General features: G+C 34.6%; 15 protein-coding genes, 2 tRNA genes and 2 pseudogenes. 16 read left to right on the forward strand and 3 right to left on the reverse strand.

From position 1 onward, the window contains the following. Nucleotides 1-3: 3 nt before the first annotated feature. Nucleotides 4-801 carry a TIGR03915 family putative DNA repair protein gene (locus H3S74_RS02180; RefSeq protein ID WP_198247127.1) on the forward strand — a complete coding sequence of 266 codons (798 nt, stop codon included), beginning with the start codon at nt 4-6 and terminating at the stop codon, nt 799-801. 46 nt (nt 802-847) lie between these two features. Here H3S74_RS02180 and H3S74_RS02185 read toward each other — a convergent pair whose 3' ends face one another. Beyond that, on the reverse strand, nt 848-1606 hold the full coding sequence (locus tag H3S74_RS02185; protein ID WP_198247128.1) for an MlaA family lipoprotein: 759 nt from the start codon (nt 1604-1606) through the stop codon (nt 848-850). A gap of 127 nt (nt 1607-1733) precedes the next feature. On the opposite strand from H3S74_RS02185, the gene H3S74_RS02190 reads away from it, so the two are divergent. Then, nucleotides 1734-1805: transfer RNA gene (locus H3S74_RS02190), tRNA-Arg, on the forward strand. A gap of 183 nt (nt 1806-1988) precedes the next feature. Next, nucleotides 1989-2810, forward strand: a complete 822-nt coding sequence (locus H3S74_RS02195; protein WP_198247129.1) for a hypothetical protein — start codon at nt 1989-1991, stop codon at nt 2808-2810. A gap of 769 nt (nt 2811-3579) precedes the next feature. Here H3S74_RS02195 and H3S74_RS02200 read toward each other — a convergent pair. Next, nucleotides 3580-3656, reverse strand: a tRNA-Val gene (locus H3S74_RS02200). A gap of 291 nt (nt 3657-3947) precedes the next feature. Here H3S74_RS02200 and recQ point away from each other — a divergent pair. The 7 genes from recQ (at nt 3948) to ruvB (ending at nt 12948) form a co-directional block, all read left to right on the forward strand. Then, the gene (gene recQ / locus H3S74_RS02205; RefSeq protein WP_110448004.1) at nt 3948-5777 is read left to right on the forward strand and encodes a DNA helicase RecQ; all 1830 of its coding nucleotides are present in this window, start codon (nt 3948-3950) and stop codon (nt 5775-5777) included. A gap of 106 nt (nt 5778-5883) precedes the next feature. Further along, complete coding sequence (locus tag H3S74_RS02210; RefSeq protein ID WP_110448068.1) at nt 5884-7110, forward strand: hypothetical protein; 1227 nt, start codon at nt 5884-5886, stop codon at nt 7108-7110. Nucleotides 7111-7202: 92 nt separating this feature from the next. Then, entirely contained in the window at nt 7203-8381 is a 1179-nt protein-coding gene (locus H3S74_RS02215; protein ID WP_198201086.1) for a M20 family metallopeptidase, read from the forward strand. 251 nt (nt 8382-8632) lie between these two features. Beyond that, complete coding sequence (dnaX, locus tag H3S74_RS02220; protein WP_198247130.1) at nt 8633-10693, forward strand: DNA polymerase III subunit gamma/tau; 2061 nt, start codon at nt 8633-8635, stop codon at nt 10691-10693. 33 nt (nt 10694-10726) lie between these two features. Then, nucleotides 10727-11065: a YbaB/EbfC family nucleoid-associated protein gene (locus tag H3S74_RS02225; protein WP_086364356.1), complete on the forward strand. Its 339-nt coding sequence runs from the start codon at nt 10727-10729 to the stop codon at nt 11063-11065. 255 nt (nt 11066-11320) lie between these two features. Then, complete coding sequence (ruvA, locus tag H3S74_RS02230; RefSeq protein WP_110448001.1) at nt 11321-11929, forward strand: Holliday junction branch migration protein RuvA; 609 nt, start codon at nt 11321-11323, stop codon at nt 11927-11929. A 14-nt stretch (nt 11930-11943) separates the two neighbouring features. Further along, a complete protein-coding gene (gene ruvB, locus H3S74_RS02235) occupies nt 11944-12948 on the forward strand; it encodes a Holliday junction branch migration DNA helicase RuvB (RefSeq protein ID WP_065578930.1) in 1005 nt (334 codons plus the stop codon). A 92-nt stretch (nt 12949-13040) separates the two neighbouring features. Here the strand turns inward: ruvB and cysK are convergent, their stop codons facing one another. Then, nucleotides 13041-14006, reverse strand: coding sequence for a cysteine synthase A (gene cysK, locus H3S74_RS02240; protein WP_086364358.1), 966 nt, complete (start codon nt 14004-14006; stop codon nt 13041-13043). 332 nt (nt 14007-14338) lie between these two features. Between cysK and H3S74_RS02245 the strand changes: the two genes are divergently transcribed. The 6 genes and pseudogenes from H3S74_RS02245 to H3S74_RS02270 all read left to right on the forward strand — a co-directional run bounded on the left by H3S74_RS02245 (nt 14339) and on the right by H3S74_RS02270 (nt 18202). Next, nucleotides 14339-14983 carry an SMI1/KNR4 family protein gene (locus H3S74_RS02245; RefSeq protein WP_181414671.1) on the forward strand — a complete coding sequence of 215 codons (645 nt, stop codon included), beginning with the start codon at nt 14339-14341 and terminating at the stop codon, nt 14981-14983. A 135-nt stretch (nt 14984-15118) separates the two neighbouring features. Further along, nucleotides 15119-15541 carry a hypothetical protein gene (locus H3S74_RS02250; protein ID WP_110447999.1) on the forward strand — a complete coding sequence of 141 codons (423 nt, stop codon included), beginning with the start codon at nt 15119-15121 and terminating at the stop codon, nt 15539-15541. A 268-nt stretch (nt 15542-15809) separates the two neighbouring features. Beyond that, nucleotides 15810-16376, forward strand: a pseudogene (locus tag H3S74_RS02255) (RHS repeat-associated core domain-containing protein); the annotation flags it as partial. A gap of 2 nt (nt 16377-16378) precedes the next feature. Next, nucleotides 16379-16843 carry a hypothetical protein gene (locus H3S74_RS02260; protein WP_198247131.1) on the forward strand — a complete coding sequence of 155 codons (465 nt, stop codon included), beginning with the start codon at nt 16379-16381 and terminating at the stop codon, nt 16841-16843. After that, nucleotides 16786-17580, forward strand: a pseudogene (locus tag H3S74_RS02265) (RHS repeat domain-containing protein); the annotation flags it as partial. The gene H3S74_RS02260 and the pseudogene H3S74_RS02265, both read left to right, overlap by 58 nt. A 10-nt stretch (nt 17581-17590) precedes the next feature. After that, entirely contained in the window at nt 17591-18202 is a 612-nt protein-coding gene (locus H3S74_RS02270) for a hypothetical protein (protein WP_025329786.1), read from the forward strand. The last annotated feature ends 318 nt before the right edge of the window (nt 18203-18520 follow it).

The following is an 18520-nucleotide window of genomic DNA, read 5'->3' on the forward strand; positions in this document are numbered from 1 at the left end:
TTTATGCTGGCGTTCTATTATGATAAGTCTTTCGAAGGACTAATGTGTGCGGTGTTTGATGCATTTAAACTAAAAAAAATGCCTGAATGTTTATTAGCTGAGGGCGAAGATGTGCCACTTTTGGTTACTGATTTTCATCAAGTTGAGTATCGAAACAGTAAATATGAGCGTGTTTATACTGCACTGCAAAAAAAATTATCACAGATTGCGCTAAATCAACTCTTGTTTACTTGGCTATCAGAATTACCTGAAAGTGATTTAATTATCTTTCGCTATATTTGTAAAGTATTCAAGTCAACCAATTCGATTGAAACTGATTTTGCTGATGCGGATGTGTTAGCTGTTTATGATATAGCTAAAAAGGTAAATAAAGAAAAACATCATATTCAGCAATTTGTTCGCTTCAATAGTATCCAAAATCCAGCAAACAGTTGTGATAATAATGACAAAATTTACTTTGCGGTTATAGAGCCTATATATAACGCTTTACCGTTAACTACTCGATTTTTTAAAGATCGTTATGCCGATCAAAAATGGGCAATTTATGATGAAAAACGCCAATATGGTTATTTTTATGATTTAGATAAGATTGAGCAAATCTGGTTGAACAATAATGATCCTCTTATCGTTAATAAGCAAATTAACCAAGATTATCTAACTGATGATGAAAAATTGTTTCAAACCATGTGGAATCGTTATTGTCAGGCCTTAACCATAAAAGAACGAATCAATCCAAGATTACAAAGGCAAAATATGCCTAGACGGTTCTGGCACCATTTACCCGAAATGCAAGGCAAATAAAAAACGCCGAATAAATCGGCGTTAATTATTTAATAAATCTTACTATTTATTGGGCATCAATTTCATCAAGAATGCCATTAATGCTTTGTTGACGTTGTTGTTCTTTTTGTTCATCAACTTTACCGCCAGAAGCATTAAAATCATTGCGCTGGAAGTAAGCATTACGCATAAAGTTGTATGGATCATCACTATTTTTAATTAAATCTTCATACTCAATAGCCACAGCACGAGCTTCAATGCCATCAAATACACCACGAACCAGTGCCCATTGCCAATCAATCCAAACAAGTGGTGGATATAAAGTATCAACCAGATCACCACCTTCTTGACGAAGTGTTGCTGAACCATAGAAAGGTAATACAACATAAGGGCCATAAGGGACATCGTAATGACCTAATGTATCACCAAAACCACGTTTAGGACCTTTTTGTAATTGAGGATCTGCCACACTTGCAACATCAAATAAACCGACAACACCAAAAACAGTGTTAATAAAGAACCTTGCCAAATGTTTACCTGCTTCATGTCCTTCACCTTGTAAAGCACTATTTACCATCGATGCAGGTTCAGAAAGGTTAGAGGAAAAATTAACAACTCCTTTACGTACTGGTGTTGGAACATAATCTTTCCACGCTACGGCAGCTGGGCGCAAAATATAAGGATCAAGCGCATAGTAGTTAACATTAAACATTGTTTTATTAAAACCCGATAATGGGTCACTATAACTATTTGTTTCAGCCTGATAGGTCGCACAACCTGTCAACGCTAAAACCGAGAACATCATACCTATAATTTTTTTTCTCATAATGCTACCGAATACAAATGATAAAGTGTTGAATGTAACGATTGTATCATGTTTGCTTGAAATAGAAAATTTTTCATTATTTGATTGATATTGCCTTGGTAAATTTATTAGAATAAACGTCCTTGATGACCTCATAGTTAAATGGATATAACAAGCCCCTCCTAAGGGCTAGTTGTAGGTTCGATTCCTACTGGGGTCAAAGTTGTATTAACTTACTTATCTCTTTTCTTCCTCAATAAACCACCTAATTGTTCAATTTATAAAATTATTTTATTTCGATTTAAGTGATAAGATTGTAAATAATATAGTAATATAACTCATTTAAATAATCATCCATTGAATGGCTTATGGAACAATTAACTAGATGGATTTAGGGACTTTAATGGCTAAATATTATTGTTTATTAAAAGGTAGAGTTAATTATTTAACGGTATTCGAAAAGACTAAAACTAAAGTTGAACAGCACTCAGGCGATCTTACAAAAGCATTTATTGATGAATACGGTGGGCTCATTAGGGCCATTTTTTTATTATTTTATACAATTATAAGAGACATGGTTGTTATTGTCATACCTTCTAAAACTCTACAAAGAAAGCTTATTAAAGGTACATACTTTTATTGTTATGTTGGTAATATTAAAGTTGAAGGAAAATTAGAAGATATTATTTTTAAGAATGGCGACTATGTTGAAATGGTTGTCGAACAGACCGAAAAAAATAAGTATTTTGTTTATGCTGTGCGAATGCCCAAATACCATGCTTTGTTTTTTCCTAAAGGGAATTGTTCATCAACCTTAGAATTATTTAAGGGTTGTCTATTGATTTGTTGCCTACTGATATTTCCTTATATTATTTTTATGATAATAGCTATTTTTGATGATGGTAGTGATTTTATTTTTATTACTCTGTTATTTTTGGTTATTTATGCTTCTTTTGTTGTTATCTGCTTTATTTTATTGGGTATGCGTTCTTCATTTATAAACAATCGTATCTATGCAACCTTAGGTTATCGAAATTCATGGCGACATATGCATGCTGATGAGGACTATGCTTTTAGAGAAATGAATCGTAAAAGAGATCCATTGTTGTTTGATGATCCACAAAGTCCTGAATTCAAAAAAAGAATAAAACCAAATAAGTCTTATACCTATTATGGACGGACGCCCCAATTACCCCAAGAAGTAGAAATTATTGACGAAAGCTAAATTGGAATAGGGTTTGGATTAGTAGAATTTAATTAATAAAAAAGTGAGGAAAGGGGTTTTTTGCGCATCTTTTTTTATCATTAAACTGTTTTTTGCATGTTGCAATATTGTTATTATCATTTAAGAAAATTTAGCTAATGCTTTTCCTATAATTTAATATATGACAGCATTTAATTTGTTTATATTTGCACAACTATTGTGTTTCGCTTTATGCAATTTATCGCGTAAATAATTTAATAACTGGTAGTAAAAATAGCAATGTTAAATCAACTAGTAGGTAATTTTGGTTTTTTTGCTATCAGTAAATGTTATTAATTTAGAAGCTGTAGGGTTTAGTTCATTTTGTTTATCAATTCCATTTTATCTATATTTGATTCGTTATCGCCAAACTAAATGCACACAAACTAGAAAACAAAAAACATTGTGGTATTTATACGTATTTCATTTAGCTACTATCACACGATATTTAGAATCATTAAACTAATTTACCTCAGTTGACTAATTAAAAAAATAAAACAAAATTTTGCGGGAATTTAATGTTTAACGTTTTAAATACAAATTTTTGTACAATTGGGTTTATTTATCATAAATAAAAAATATTTTTATGTGAATTTGTGACATTAAATATTGGCAAGCAGATCGAAAATTTAGAAATTTTAATATTAAAAATACAAACTTACTGGTAGAGGTTTTACCCCTATTTTACCCCAGCGGTTTTTTAAAAGGTGATTTAAATTTGTTGTAATTCTTGTGGAATAAGGCTTTAAATTGGTACGCCCGGGTGGACTCGAACCACTGACCCCCACCATGTCAAGGTGATGCTCTAACCAACTGAGCTACGGGCGTACATTTGAAACACGCAAATATTAGCTGGCAAACTGTTTTGTTTCAAGTAAAAAAATCAAAAATAGCTGTTTTTTTAATCTTTTGAGTTTGTTTGTTGGAAAAACAGTCAATGTTATTAATCAAATAATATACAAAATCCGATTTTTACCAATTTTATTTCCCGATGATAATCGTTTAGGGATAGTGCAATTTTTTATGAATTGTAAATAAATGTAAATTCACGGTGGTTTGTTAATTTCAAATTCGTTATACTCCTTGAAAATAGATAAGGTATTACTGGTTTAGGTTAGTATGTCATTTAAAGATCAGATTGAAGACGTTTTACATAATGTTTTTGGGTACAAATCGTTTAGAAATCAGCAAAGAGATATTATCGAATCAGTTATTGCCGGACGAGATACTTTAACCATTATTCCAACAGGTGGCGGTAAATCGCTTTGTTATCAGATTCCGGCAGTAGTATTGCCTGGTACTGCGTTGGTTATTTCGCCACTTATTTCGTTAATGAAGGATCAAGTTGATCAATTAATCGTTAATGGAATTTCGGCGGCTTTTTTAAATGCGACTCAATCTCCAGAAGAGCAACAAAACATTATTGAACAGTATTTAAATCACACAATTAAATTATTATATATTTCACCTGAGCGACTGGCCGTGTCGTCCTTTTCTTCATTAATTACTGCTCATCCTCCATCATTAATCGCTATTGATGAGGCGCATTGCATTTCACAATGGGGGCATGACTTTAGGCCTGACTATCGTCAATTAAACCATTTATCATTGCGTTTTCCCGAAGTTCCAATTATCGCGTTAACAGCAACCGCCGATAAATTGACTCAAGCAGATGTGATTAATCAGCTTAATTTAATCGATCCGTTAGTGGTGGTGCGTAGTTTTGATCGGCCAAATATACGTTATACGGTAGTTGAAAAATTTAATCTTACTGAGCAAGTTGTCTCTTTTATTGAAACCCAAAAAGGGAATAGTGGTATTGTCTACTGTTCTAGTCGTTCCAAAGTTGAGGATATGACAACCAGACTGGCTGCGAGAGGATTCTCTGTCGTTGCTTATCATGCTGGTTTAACCACTGCTGAGCGTCAACAAGCACAAGAAAGTTTTTTGAAAGATAATGTGCAAATTATTGTTGCTACTGTCGCTTTCGGGATGGGAATTAATAAACCCAATGTTCGTTTTGTGGTACATGCTGATTGCCCAAGAACGATTGAGGCATATTATCAAGAAACTGGTCGAGCAGGACGTGATGGCGTTCCGGCAGAGGCTCTTTTATTATTTAATAGTAAAGATCTAAACTGGTATCATCGACAAATTGCTGATAAACCAGAGAATAAACATAAGCAAGTTGAGTTACATAAGATTCAATCCATGGAGTCATTCGCCCAAAGTATGACTTGTCGGCGTACCGTATTACTTAACTATTTTGGTGAGAATAGAACCGAACCTTGCAACAACTGTGATATCTGTCTTTATCCACCCGAGCATTATGATGGATTAATTGATGCACAAAAAATACTTTCTTGCATATACCGAGTTGAGCAACGTTATGGTGCTCAATATGTTGTCGATGTGTTACGTGGTTCTTCTCGCTCACAAATTAAAGAAAATGGTCATGATAAATTATCGGTTTATGGAATAGGAAAAGCGCATTCTTCTGATTATTGGCTTAGTGTAATTAGACAATTAATTTATTTGGGATATGTGAGTCAAAATATTTCCACCTTTACTACGTTACAATTGACCGAACAAGCACGTGCGATTCTTAAAGGTCAAGTCGCTTTATCTTTAGCAAAACCACGTTTAGAAATTGTGAAGAAAAGTCGCTTAAATCGTTATGCTCGAGCGATTAATTTAACCACGATATTATCTTATGAAGAACGAATATTATTCAATAATCTTAAGCGGTTACGCAAAGAAATTGCTGATATGGAGGATATTGCCCCTTATGTTGTATTCAGTGATGCAACCTTGCTTGAGATGGTGCAAATCAAACCTGAAAGTAAGAAACAACTGATTAATGTTACTGGTGTTGGTAAAATCAAATTAGAAAAATATGGTAATCTTTTCTTAGACGAAATTAATGATTTTATGATAAAAAACATATAACAATGTTTAAAATATTATCTATAATAGCCATTTTGATATCATTTTAATTATTTTGATAATTTAATTTTTTATTAAAAATGGAGTTTATATGTCCGTTATGAATGATATGCCACAGATGTTGGCATTAGTTTTATTGCTTATTATTTTATATCTAGGTGATGTTGTTTCAACACGAACTAAAGCTTGGGTACCTTCAGTTTTTATTTGCGCGGTACTGTTTTTATTAGGTTATTGGACATTTTTTCCAACTGATATTGTTGCTCGAGCAGGTATTCCAAATGTGGTAGCTGTTATGTTTATGTATTTATTGATTGTGAACATGGGAACTTTGTTATCAATAAATGAGTTGATACTACAATGGAAGACAATACTCATATCGCTTTCTGGGATTGTGGGTATTATTGTTATTGCTATTATTGTTGGATATCTATTTTTTGATCTCAATACCATTATTGTCGCTATTCCACCATTAGTCGGTGGTATTGTTTCAGCTATTATTATGGCTAAAGGGGCAACCGAAGCTGGATTGCCAGATTTGGCTGTATTTGCAATTATAATTTATGTAATGCAAGGTTTTATTGGTTATCCATTAACATCAATTATGCTGAAAAAAGAAGGCCGCCGTGTATTGAAAAAATATCATGAAGGGACTTGGGTAGTTGAAAAAGATGTTACTACTATGGATAAGCAAACTGCAACTACTGATGAAAATCCAATGCCTAGTCTGTTTGCTAAAATTCCAGCGAGTTATAATTCTTCGTACTTTATCTTTTTGCGTATTGCAATAGTCGGTTTTTTAGCTTATTCAGTGTCGGAAGTATTAAAACCCGTCGTCAGTATTAGTCCATTTGTCTTATGTTTATTATTTGGTGTTGTTGCTGCTTCTTTAGGTTTTTTAGAGCGTCATCCTTTAAAGAAAGCCGGTGGTTTCGGGCTGGCAGTAATGGGATTGATGTTATTTATTTTTGATACTTTGAGTCGAGCAACGCCTGATATGTTAATTAGGCTTATCACACCTTTAATTATTTTTATTCTTTCTGCCGTTATTGGGATGTTTATTTTCTCGGTTATTGTCGGTAAAGTTTTAAAAGTAAGTAAAGAAATGGCTTTTTCGATCGCCTTAACTGCATTATATGGATTTCCGGCCGATTATATTATCACTAACGAGGTCATTAATAACTTAACCAAAGATCCAAAAGAAAAAGAGGTATTAACCAGCCATATGTTACCACCAATGTTAATTGGCGGATTTATTTCAGTAACGATGGTATCAGTTGTATTAGCTGGCATCATGGTTAATATGATTGTTGGCCCGTTAACACCAATAAAATAGTTGGAAATTTAATTATCAGATTCAACTTGTAGATTTGTGCAAATATGTGCACTATTAAATGAATACATATGAAATATATAAAAGGTAGTAACATGATTAATCAAACTATTAAAGATTCAATAAAACAGAATATTAACGACATGATCGCGTTTCGTCGTGATTTACATCGTCATCCAGAACTACCGTGGGAAGAATTTAGAACCACCGATAGAATTGCTGAAGAACTTGATAAAATTGGTATTACTTATCGACGCACTAAGCCGACTGGAATTATTGCTGATATTCAAGGCGGTAAACCAGGTAAAACAATCTTACTTAGGGCAGATATTGATGCTTTACCGGTTAAGGAATTAAGTACCAATATTGATTATCAATCCACTATTGATGGCAAAATGCATGCTTGTGGACATGATACTCATACAGCTATGTTGCTAACGGCTGCTAAAACGTTATATTCTATCCGTGAACAGTTAAAAGGTAATGTACGGTTAGTATTTCAGCCGGCTGAAGAAATTGCTCAAGGGGCAAAAGGGATGATCGAACAAGGTGTACTTGAAGGTGTTGATAGCGCTTTTGGTATGCATATATGGTCACAAATGCCGGTAGGTAAAGTATCTTGTGTTGTTGGTTCAAGCTTTGCTTCAGCAGATCTATTAACAGTTAGATTTAAAGGGCGTGGAGGTCATGGTTCAATGCCTCATGACACAGTGGATGCGGTTATGGTTGCATCTGCATTTGTTATGAATGTTCAATCAATTGTTTCTCGTGAAATATCGCCTCTCGATCCTGCGGTTGTTACTATAGGTCGAATGGATGTGGGTACGCGCTTTAACGTAATTGCTGAAAATGCGGTTTTAGAAGGAACGGTGAGATGCTTTAATGTTGCAGTGCGTGAGAAAATTGAAGCTGCAATTAGACGTTATGCTAACCAAGTTGCAGCCATGTATAGAGCGACAGCTGAAGTTGAGTATATCTATGGTACTTTACCGGTTATTAACGATAAAGAAAGCGCTCTATTAGCACAAAAAGTCATTGTTGAATCATTTGGCGAAGATGCATTGTATTTTGAAGCACCAACTACCGGCGGTGAAGATTTTAGTTATTATACGCAAAACATTCCTGGTGCATTTGCTCTAGTCGGATCAGGTAATCCTGAAAAAGATACTCAATGGCCACATCACCATGGCTGTTTTAATGTCGACGAAGATGGCATGGCATTAGGTGCAGAATTTTATGCACAATATGCATGGGCTTTTTTAAATCAAGATTAACCATTCATGATTAATCATCAATTGATTATTTCCTTTACTTATCAACCTTCGATTGACTGTTTGAAGGTTGATAAATCATTTTTCAATAATTAATCCTTCAAAACAGCCTAATAGTTTCAAAATTTGTGCAAAGGGTATTTTATTGCTTAAAAATCTCACCTAATATCGAATCGGTTATCGGCATCTTAAAGACTACATTGACACTTTATGGTATGATTAGCAAAATTTATTAGTAATAAGTAACGGTGATTATGAGTTATCAAGTCTTAGCACGTAAGTGGCGACCAAAATCATTTTCTGAAGTAGTAGGACAGCAGCATGTTTTAAAAATTTTATCTAATGCTCTTTCTCTTGGTCGAGTTCATCACGCTTATCTGTTCTCTGGTACTCGAGGTGTAGGTAAAACTTCGATTGCTCGATTATTAGCCAAAGGTTTAAATTGTGAAAGTGGTATAACGGCAACCCCTTGTGGTGTTTGTGATAATTGTCGTGAGATTGAACAGGGTCGATTTGTTGACTTACTCGAAATTGATGCCGCATCACGTACTAAAGTCGAAGATACTCGGGAAATTTTAGATAATATTCAATATTTGCCAAGCAAAGGACGTTTTAAAGTTTACTTAATCGATGAAGTCCATATGCTCTCTCGTAGTAGCTTCAATGCTTTATTAAAAACATTGGAAGAGCCACCAGAACACGTTAAGTTTTTATTAGCAACAACTGATCCGCAAAAATTACCTATCACTATTTTATCTCGCTGTTTGCATCTGCATTTAAATGTGCTTGATACATCATTAATTGCTGAGCAACTAAAACATATTTTGCAATTAGAACAAATTGAAAGTGAACCGCGAGCAATACAGCTGTTAGCTAAAGCAGCAAATGGTAGTATGCGCGATGCATTAAGTTTAACCGATCAAGCAATAGCGCTTGGTAATGGTAAAATCGATGCTGTGTCAGCAGCCTCTATGCTTGGTACTTTAGATAAATCAATTCCTTTTTCATTAATCAATGCTCTTTATCAAAATGATGGTAATACTTTGATGCAACAGATTGAAGCAGCTGCTTTACAAGGTGCGGATTGGGATAATTTATTAGCCGAATCTATTGCTTTGTTACATCAAATTGCCTTATTACAAGTTGTGCCGACAGCATTGGGTGATTATACAGACAATGAAGAACAGTTACGCTTCTTAGCTCAATATATGGCTCCTAATGATGTGCAACTGTTTTATCAAATTTTATTAATGGGCCGAAAAGAACTTGCTTTTGCACCAGATAAAAAAATGGGTGTTGAAATGAGTTTTTTACGCGCTTTAGCATTTATGCCTAAAAATGTCGATGCAATTAAGCCACCAGCTGCAACAGCTACTATACCGACAAAAAAAGCTGAATCGCCTATTAGAACACAATCAGATCAGGTTGTGACACCTTCATCACAAAGCGTAAATGAAGCCGCGTCTCTTAGGCAAACTGTTAAGCCAGCTATTGAAAATCAGCAATTGAATGACAATACAATAGTAAGACCAGTTACTAGTGATGAAAATACTGTTTCACAACCAGAAATATCACTTCCCGATGATGCATCATCAATCACTAAAAATATTTTAGAGATGCGAATGCAGTTAATTAAAGAGGAACAAAAACCAAAAAAGCCTGAATTGGTTGATCACCATCAACCATCTAATTCTTTAATTAACAGTAAACGGGATGACGCTCAGCAGCTTGCCAACAAGTTAGGCAATAATATTGAAAAAAATGATGAGGAAGCAAAACAAGAAGAGATAACTGCCGAAAATTATCAATGGCAAGCTTGTGGCTTAGTTGAAACGAAAAATGAACCTGCACTTGATGCAAAAACATTATGCGATTCTTTAAAAGTTGATAAAACGCCAGAAATGACTAAAAAACTAATTGTTGAAATGGCTGAAAAAGACGCGTGGTGTGCTGAAATTGAACAATTAGAACTTGCGCCATTAATTAAACAAATCGCAATTAACTCTTATTTTGAACAAATTGATGACAATAATATTGTTTTGCATATGCGTTCGTCAGTAAAACACTTGATAAAATCACCGGCAAATTGCACAAAACTTGAATCTGCTTTATCTGCATATCGTCAAAAACCATTAAACTTAAAAATTGTTATTGATGATAATCCAGAAAATAAAACGCCGTTAGAAATGCGTGAAGATTTATATCAACAAAAGCTTGAACAAGCTAAACAGACTATTAATCAAGACGCTAAAGTCGAAATGATTTGTCAATATTTTGATGCGAAGATTGATGAAGCGAGTATTCGTCCTGTATAATTACGGGCTAAATATTATTAACGAGGAATAATTATGTTTTCAGGTGGAAAAGGTGGCTTGGGTAATTTGATGAAGCAAGCCCAACAGATGCAAGCCAAAATGCAGCAAGCTCAGGAAGAAATTGCTAAATTAGAAGTTACCGGCGAGTCTGGTGCTGGTATCGTTAAAGTGACTGTAAATGGTGCACATAGTTGTAAACGTGTGGAAATTGATCCATCTTTATTAACTGAAGATGATAAAGAAATGTTAGAAGATTTGATTGCAGCTGCTTACAATGATGCAACTCGTCGTTTAGAAGAAGCGCAAAAAGAAAGAATGGCTCAAGTAACTGGCGGCATGCAATTACCACCAGGCTTTAAAATGCCATTTTAAGTTGAAAAACTAATCCGATATCGTCTTATCCATTTTGCCGACATGGTCGGCAAAATTTCTTTTTATCTCCTGTCTATTTATACAGTTTTTCTTTATTAATTTTTTCCTATCAGGTAAACTAACTGACAATTACATTCAATTCACTTTCAATGTTGATCATATCAATTTGATTAATCTAGAATCTTAAATATTATTTAATTTAGGGTTATTTTAATCAAACTTATGTAATCAATATTAACTTATTAAGGATATATTGTGATAGGTCGTTTACGTGGAATCATTATTGAGAAACAACCACCCAAAGTATTAATTGAAGTTGGTGGTGTTGGCTATGAAGTTTTTATGCCAATGACCTGTTTTTATGCGTTACCCGACAATGGCAAAGAAGTGATTGTGTTAACGCATTTTGCTGTTCGAGAAGATGCTCAAGTACTTTATGGTTTTAATCATGAACAAGAGCGAGAGTTATTTCGCGAATTAATTAAAGTTAATGGCGTTGGCCCAAAATTAGCGCTGGCGATTTTATCTGGAATGTCAGCAGCACAATTTATTAATGCTGTTGAACAAGGTGAAATTAAAACATTGGTCAAATTACCAGGTGTGGGGACTAAAACCGCTGAACGATTAATTGTTGAAATGAAAGATCGTGTTAAACGCTTTGGTGAAGAACTATCAAATGTTAACCCAGCTATTGATATTGGTGATATTAAAAAATCATCAAATCAAATTGAAAGTGAAGCTGTTTCAGCACTTATTGCTTTGGGTTATAAACCACAAGAAGCCAGCCGTATTATTAGTAAAGTCATTAGACCAGAAATGGATTGTGAAATGCTAATACGTGAAGCATTAAAGTCAGTATTGTAAAGTAGGTATTGATAATGATTGAAGCGGATCGTTTAATTGCTCCACAGGCACAAAAAGAAGAAGAGTCTTTAGATCGAGCTATTCGTCCTAAGTATTTGGATGAATATATTGGACAACCTCAAGTTCGTGAGCAGATGAAAATTTTTATTCAAGCTGCTAAACAGCGTAGTGACGCACTCGATCATGTTTTAATATTTGGCCCTCCAGGCCTAGGTAAAACGACATTGGCAAACATTGTTGCTAATGAAATGAATGTTAATTTACGTACCACATCAGGCCCGGTGTTAGAAAAAGCGGGTGATTTAGCTGCTATGCTAACCAATTTAGAACCTAATGATGTGTTATTTATTGATGAAATCCATCGATTATCGCCAGTTGTTGAAGAAATCTTATATCCAGCAATGGAAGATTATCAACTTGATATTATGATTGGTGAAGGGCCTGCTGCACGTTCAATTAAAATTGATCTGCCACCTTTTACCCTTATTGGCGCAACAACTCGAGCCGGTTCATTAACCTCGCCATTACGTGATCGTTTTGGTATTGTGCAACGGCTTGAGTTTTATCGTGTAGAAGATTTGGAATATATTGTTAGCCGTAGTGCAAAATTTTTAGGTATGGATCTTTCTAAAGAAGGTGCTTACTTAATTGCTAAACGTTCGCGAGGTACGCCACGGATTGCTAACCGTTTATTACGGCGAGTTAGGGATTATGCAGATGTCAAATCTAAAGGCGTTATTGATGAACGAATTGCCACTCAAGCATTAGATATGTTAGATGTAGATAATGAAGGCTTTGATTATATGGATCGTAAGTTACTTCTGGCTATTATCGAAAAATTTATGGGTGGGCCGGTAGGATTAGATAATATTGCAGCTGCAATAGGTGAAGAACGTGAAACCATTGAAGATGTGTTAGAACCATTTTTGATTCAACAAGGTTATATCCAAAGAACACCGAGAGGCCGAATTGCTACGCCTCATGCTTATCGACATTTTGGTATTATTCAAGACGTTTAAATTTGATCGAATAAGATAATAGCTTAACTCTTTATCATTTAATAAAACACCGCTTAACAGCGGTGTTTTTTTTATTCAATAACCTAACGGAATTAACCGAGTTCTTTCTCGGTGAAAATCCCACTAAATAGATCAGTACTAAGATAACGTTCGCCTGATGATGGTAGTATCACCACAATAGTTTTATCGGCATTTTCAGGCAAACGAGCTAAGCGGTCGGCGGCAAATACGGCGGCACCAGAAGAAATTCCTGCTAAAATACCTTCTTTTTCCATTAATAGCCGCGCAGTATCGATAGCATCTTCATTGCTTACTTTTTCGACCAAATCAATCAAACTTAAATCTAAATTATCAGGAATGAATCCTGCACCAATACCTTGTATTTTATGTGGTCCTGGTTTGATTGGCTCACCAGCAAGTGCTTGGCTAATAACAGGTGAAGTACTTGGTTCAACTGCTACTGCAGTGATGTTTTTACCTTGAGTTTTTTTAATGTATTTAGTTACACCAGTAAAAGTCCCACCAGTACCGACCCCAGCAACAAAAATATCGACTTGTCCGTCAGTATCAAGCCAGATTTCTGGCCCAGTAGTTTTTTCATGAATTTCTGGATTAGCGGCATTACTGAATTGTTGAAGCATAATATTGTGTTTAGGATTACTAGCAACAATCTCTTCCGCTTTTTCGATTGCGCCTTTCATTCCTTTAGCTGCGTCGGTTAACACGAGATTAGCACCTAAAGCTTTTAAAAGTTTACGGCGTTCAATGCTCATGCTTTCAGGCATGGTTAAGGTTAATTTATATCCACGAGCAGCTGCAACCGCGGCAAGTGCGATACCAGTATTACCACTGGTTGGCTCGATAAGTTCAACATCAGGGTTTAATAAACCACGTTTCTCAGCATCCCAAATCATATTTGATGCAATGCGACACTTGATACTGAAGCTAGGATTACGAGATTCTACCTTGGCTAATATATTTCCTTGTCCGAAATGTTTTAAACGAACTAAAGGTGTATGGCCAATGGTCTGTGAATTATCATCAAATATTTTACTCATGTTTGAATCCTTTTTTATTGCCTAATGATAAATAGTATCACTTTGTTAATATTAATATCATTATAAATATAACTATAAAAGATAAAACTAATTAATAATTATAACAATATTCGTTTTTGATATAAGAAAAGGTTTAATTATCATTGATAACTAAAAATGTGATCATAAAATAGTAAATAATTTAAGTTAAGTTAATTAGATCTCATCGTAGTATAAAAATTCATAATTATCTGATAGATTGGTAACTTTTAATAACGCAAAACTATAAAACAAGGACTATTAAGTTGCTAGTAAATTAGTTCTTAATTATGAATGGTATTAAAGGAAATCGAATGTTTGAATCAAAATATGCTGTGCCAAGAAATATTGATAAGCTTATTTCTAAATTAAAAATTACAACAGATTCTCATAATTCTTATATTAAATTTTTAAAGAAATATAATGTCATTGCTTTTGATGAGGATCTGTTTGATTACTCCATTGACTGTCAAGGTGAATTACTTCCGCTTGAAGTAATGTTCGGATTCTCTAGGAAACTAGATCGGGAAGATGTAATTGCTAATAACTGGATGTATTTAAATAGAATCCCTAAACGGTCCATTGCTATAGCATCTCTAAATTTCGGAGATTTACTTTGTTTGTATCCAAATGGCAAAGTTTATCATTGGGATCATGAAGTTAATGACCTATATTTTGATATGACAGTCAGAAATGGTTATTTAGAGCAGAATCTAGATTTAAAACTTGTCGCTAATTCCTTTGATGAATTTTTAACAAAAATTATTAAAACCGAAATCGAAGGTTTTGATCCTAATGTTCCTTATTCTGATGATTATATAGATTTTTTGATGAACGATTCTAAATACTTTTTTATGTCTTCGAAAAAAATAATTCAGGTGCGTTTAAAAAAATTAGAACTTTCTGAAAAAGGACGTGAGTTGATAGCGAAATTTAAAAGAGAAGGGCTTATAAGGTAAAAAAGGGATAATTTTATTAAAAAGGATCATCTAAATGATAGATTTTAATGCAGATATCATAAGCTACAAATCTTTGGGTAATATTGAGATTGGACGTAATGAACAAAGCTATAATGTTAAAATAGGTTACTCATAATGAATGAAGAATGGAACCCCATATTTCAAATAGAGTTAATGGATATTATTAACAGTCTACACATCAAAAAATTGCATGTCGGATCATCTGATTCTCTTATTTATGAAACGATGGGAGAACCAGAATTACCTGTAGCAAGACTGAACAGAAAATCAAAAATATTTAGCCATCTATATGGCAATGTCAATATTTTATCTAAAAATAACACTGTAATAAGTATAGATATTGACATGCATGGTTTTAGAAAAAAGATGGTAATTCTTGGTAGAATAAATAGCTGGAAACTTAATAATTGGCTAGAGCTAGCTAAAATAAAAAATTGGAATGTAAATAAAATTTGTGATGTAGTTCGACTGGAAGGAAAAGGAATAGTTATTTGTTTATCACCGGATGGAAAAGTAGGAATGATTTCTCTTTCTTGAATACGAAATTCCTTAAATATTGTTACTGTCTGCAAGCAGGATCAGACATCCCTCAGAAATCTTCACCATAACAATTATCCAAGTATCAAATCCCACCTCAGCGAGTAGGCGCCTCTAAGATGGCGGCTAGAGTGTTGTAAAGAATATGTGGTCATGCCTCTTTTACTGTTTTGTGACGGGAGCTGGCATAACCAACCAGAACGGCATACCGGAGTAGCTGACGGATGAAGCCGGTGAAATTGTGTGGTAATACTCATACCAGCTATGGGGCAAAACGGTACAGGAGACTGCCCATGAAGAGATACAGCAGAACCTGAGATATCTGGGACAGTATTTGGACAGAGAAACCGAACTGCACTACAATACTTTCAGGTACTATGATCCGGATACAGGCCGCTCGCCTTATCCGATTGGATTGCTGAGTGGCTATAATCTGTATCAGTATACGCCGAATGGATTTACTTGGATTGATCCACTTGGATTACATGTATCACACGGAATTGATGTTCTCGCTGATGACTGGGCAACTAAAGGTGCCCATGCTCATATTGACAAAATGGAGATTGCAATAAAACCTGGAAAAAATGGTGAAATAATTTACAAACCTGTATTTAGCAATACGAATGCAGAATCAATTGCTTGGAAAAAAGCTACTAATAAATTAGATGATTATTTATCAAATCCTAGAAATAAAGCAAAAGTTGTCGACTATTTGGAAAATGCCAAGGTCAGGTGGCCACGTAAGGGAGCTGAATGGAACCATTTACAAAAAGCATTGAAAAAACATGACATAGTAAAAGGAAAACTTGGCAAAATGAAAAAGATAGGGTGTTAAATATGGAAATGTTAAATATAGATATTATTGATATTATTAACAATGGCAGTTTTTTAAAGTGTCTACCGTCTTTAAAGAGAGACATTTTTTTTCATTGTTGTCAAATAGAAACGATGAAATCAGCAACTTTGTATACTGCTAAAATAGGATTCTTTGATATAGAAATAGGTATTTATAAAAAGGAATATAATAACTACGAAATAATTAATTTATCTGACGATAAAAAGGATTCTAATTATATAGCTATTCATGATATGCATGGAATAATGACAATGAATTTCAATAATATATTACAGTCCAACATCATCCAATTACTACCAGAGTATAAAGTAAATCATATAAATAATATAGAACAAATGGAAATATGTTTCTGTAGTGGAAGTACTATAATTTATCAGGATACCGATTTACCACCAGCCTGTATATCTATACCGACCAGAACAGCTACGAACCACTGGCGCGGATAGACACAGACGGCAACCAAGAACAACATATCCGCTACTTCCACACCGACCTGAATGGCTGTCCGGAAGAACTTACCGATGCAAACGGTAAAATACTGTGGGAATGTAGCTTTCAGTTATGGGGAAAGCGGATTCATGAAATCGAACACGAACCCATAGAGCAAAACCTCAGATATCAGGGACAATATTTAGACAGAGAAACCGGCTTACATTACAATACTTTCAGGTATTATGATCCGGATATAGGTAGATTTACTCAGCCGGATCCGATTGGGTTGCTGGGTGGATTTAATCTGTATCAGTATGCGCCTAATGGATTTACTTGGATTGATCCGTTAGGACTTGCAGCACTTTATGATATAGGTACATATGGCAGCTTAAATGGAACAAAACATGTAGGTGATAACCTACAAGCCCATGAACTTATTCGCCATGAATATCTGAAACAATTAGGTCTGGCTGATAAAGCACGATTGTCTTCGAATCCTTCGATTGCGCTAGATCTTGATCATCATACTAGAAATCCTTCTAAAGATTCACGAGGAATTGGAGGAGTACATTACCATGAAGCACAAATTAGGGCAGAGAAAGGATTAGGTCCTAATCAATTCGCGTCAACAATCAAAGAAGAATTGGATATAACATCTGAAGCTCTGAGAAGAGCTGGTGTTCCTGAAGAGAAAATTGGTATACTGAGAAAAAAATCAGAGAGATTTTATAAAAAAATTAGCAAATGTTAATGGAGATATCATGCAACAAGTATATGAACTTATACCTTCATCAAATGAAAATAGTGGTATCAAATTTGGTGGAGGAGCATTTATTGATGGCCAGTGGCCCCAAAATCCATTAGGTGAAAATTTAACATTATTATTCACAATTGATAATGATAAATTATCTGACTCTATTAGTGGAATTAATCTTCCTAAAGCTAAATATATTTCCGTATTTTCAACATATAATGAAAATAGATATTTCTTGGACGATATTGTTTATTCCGGTGATGATGCAGAACTTGATCACTTAAAATCAGGATTTACAAGAGTAACGCTAACAGACATATCAAAGCTATGCGAAAATAGTAATAACCTTGTTCCTCAATATCTTGAATTAAAAAAAACACAATTAGAGAATAGTGATTATCCAACATTTTCTTTTTTGTCAAATAAAATACCCAATGGAATTGTTGCTTGTGAAAAATTAATGCATGAATATGATTTTATTGGTCAATTATATTCATCAGATATTCCAGTTCATGATGGTGGAGCATTATTTTTATCTGATGCTATTGGGTATTTATTTTTAAAAAAGAAAATTGATGATTTTAATAATGCGGGTCTTTTTTTTGCTCAAACGGCATAATTATTTTAACATAACTATCTAACTGCACCGCGAAGTATCACGCACTCAGGGACGCCTGAACACCCAGTTCAAATACGACCGCAACAGCCGGCTGCAACGCAAACAGATACAGCGCAATCAGAATCCCATCCTGCCTGATATCCTGCTCGAACGCAGCTACCAGTACGACAACCTCGACCGGCTGGTAGGCAAAAAACACAGCAAACACGGGCAGACCGATTACCGCTATGATCACACTGGCAGAATCGAAGGCTGCCGTAATCAGAGATACTGGGAAACCCTGCAATACGATGCCGCTGCCAACCTGCTGGACAGCAA

The sequence above is a fragment of the Gilliamella sp. W8126 genome (assembly GCF_016102185.1).
Taxonomy (GTDB): Bacteria; Pseudomonadota; Gammaproteobacteria; order Enterobacterales; family Orbaceae; genus Gilliamella; species Gilliamella apis_A.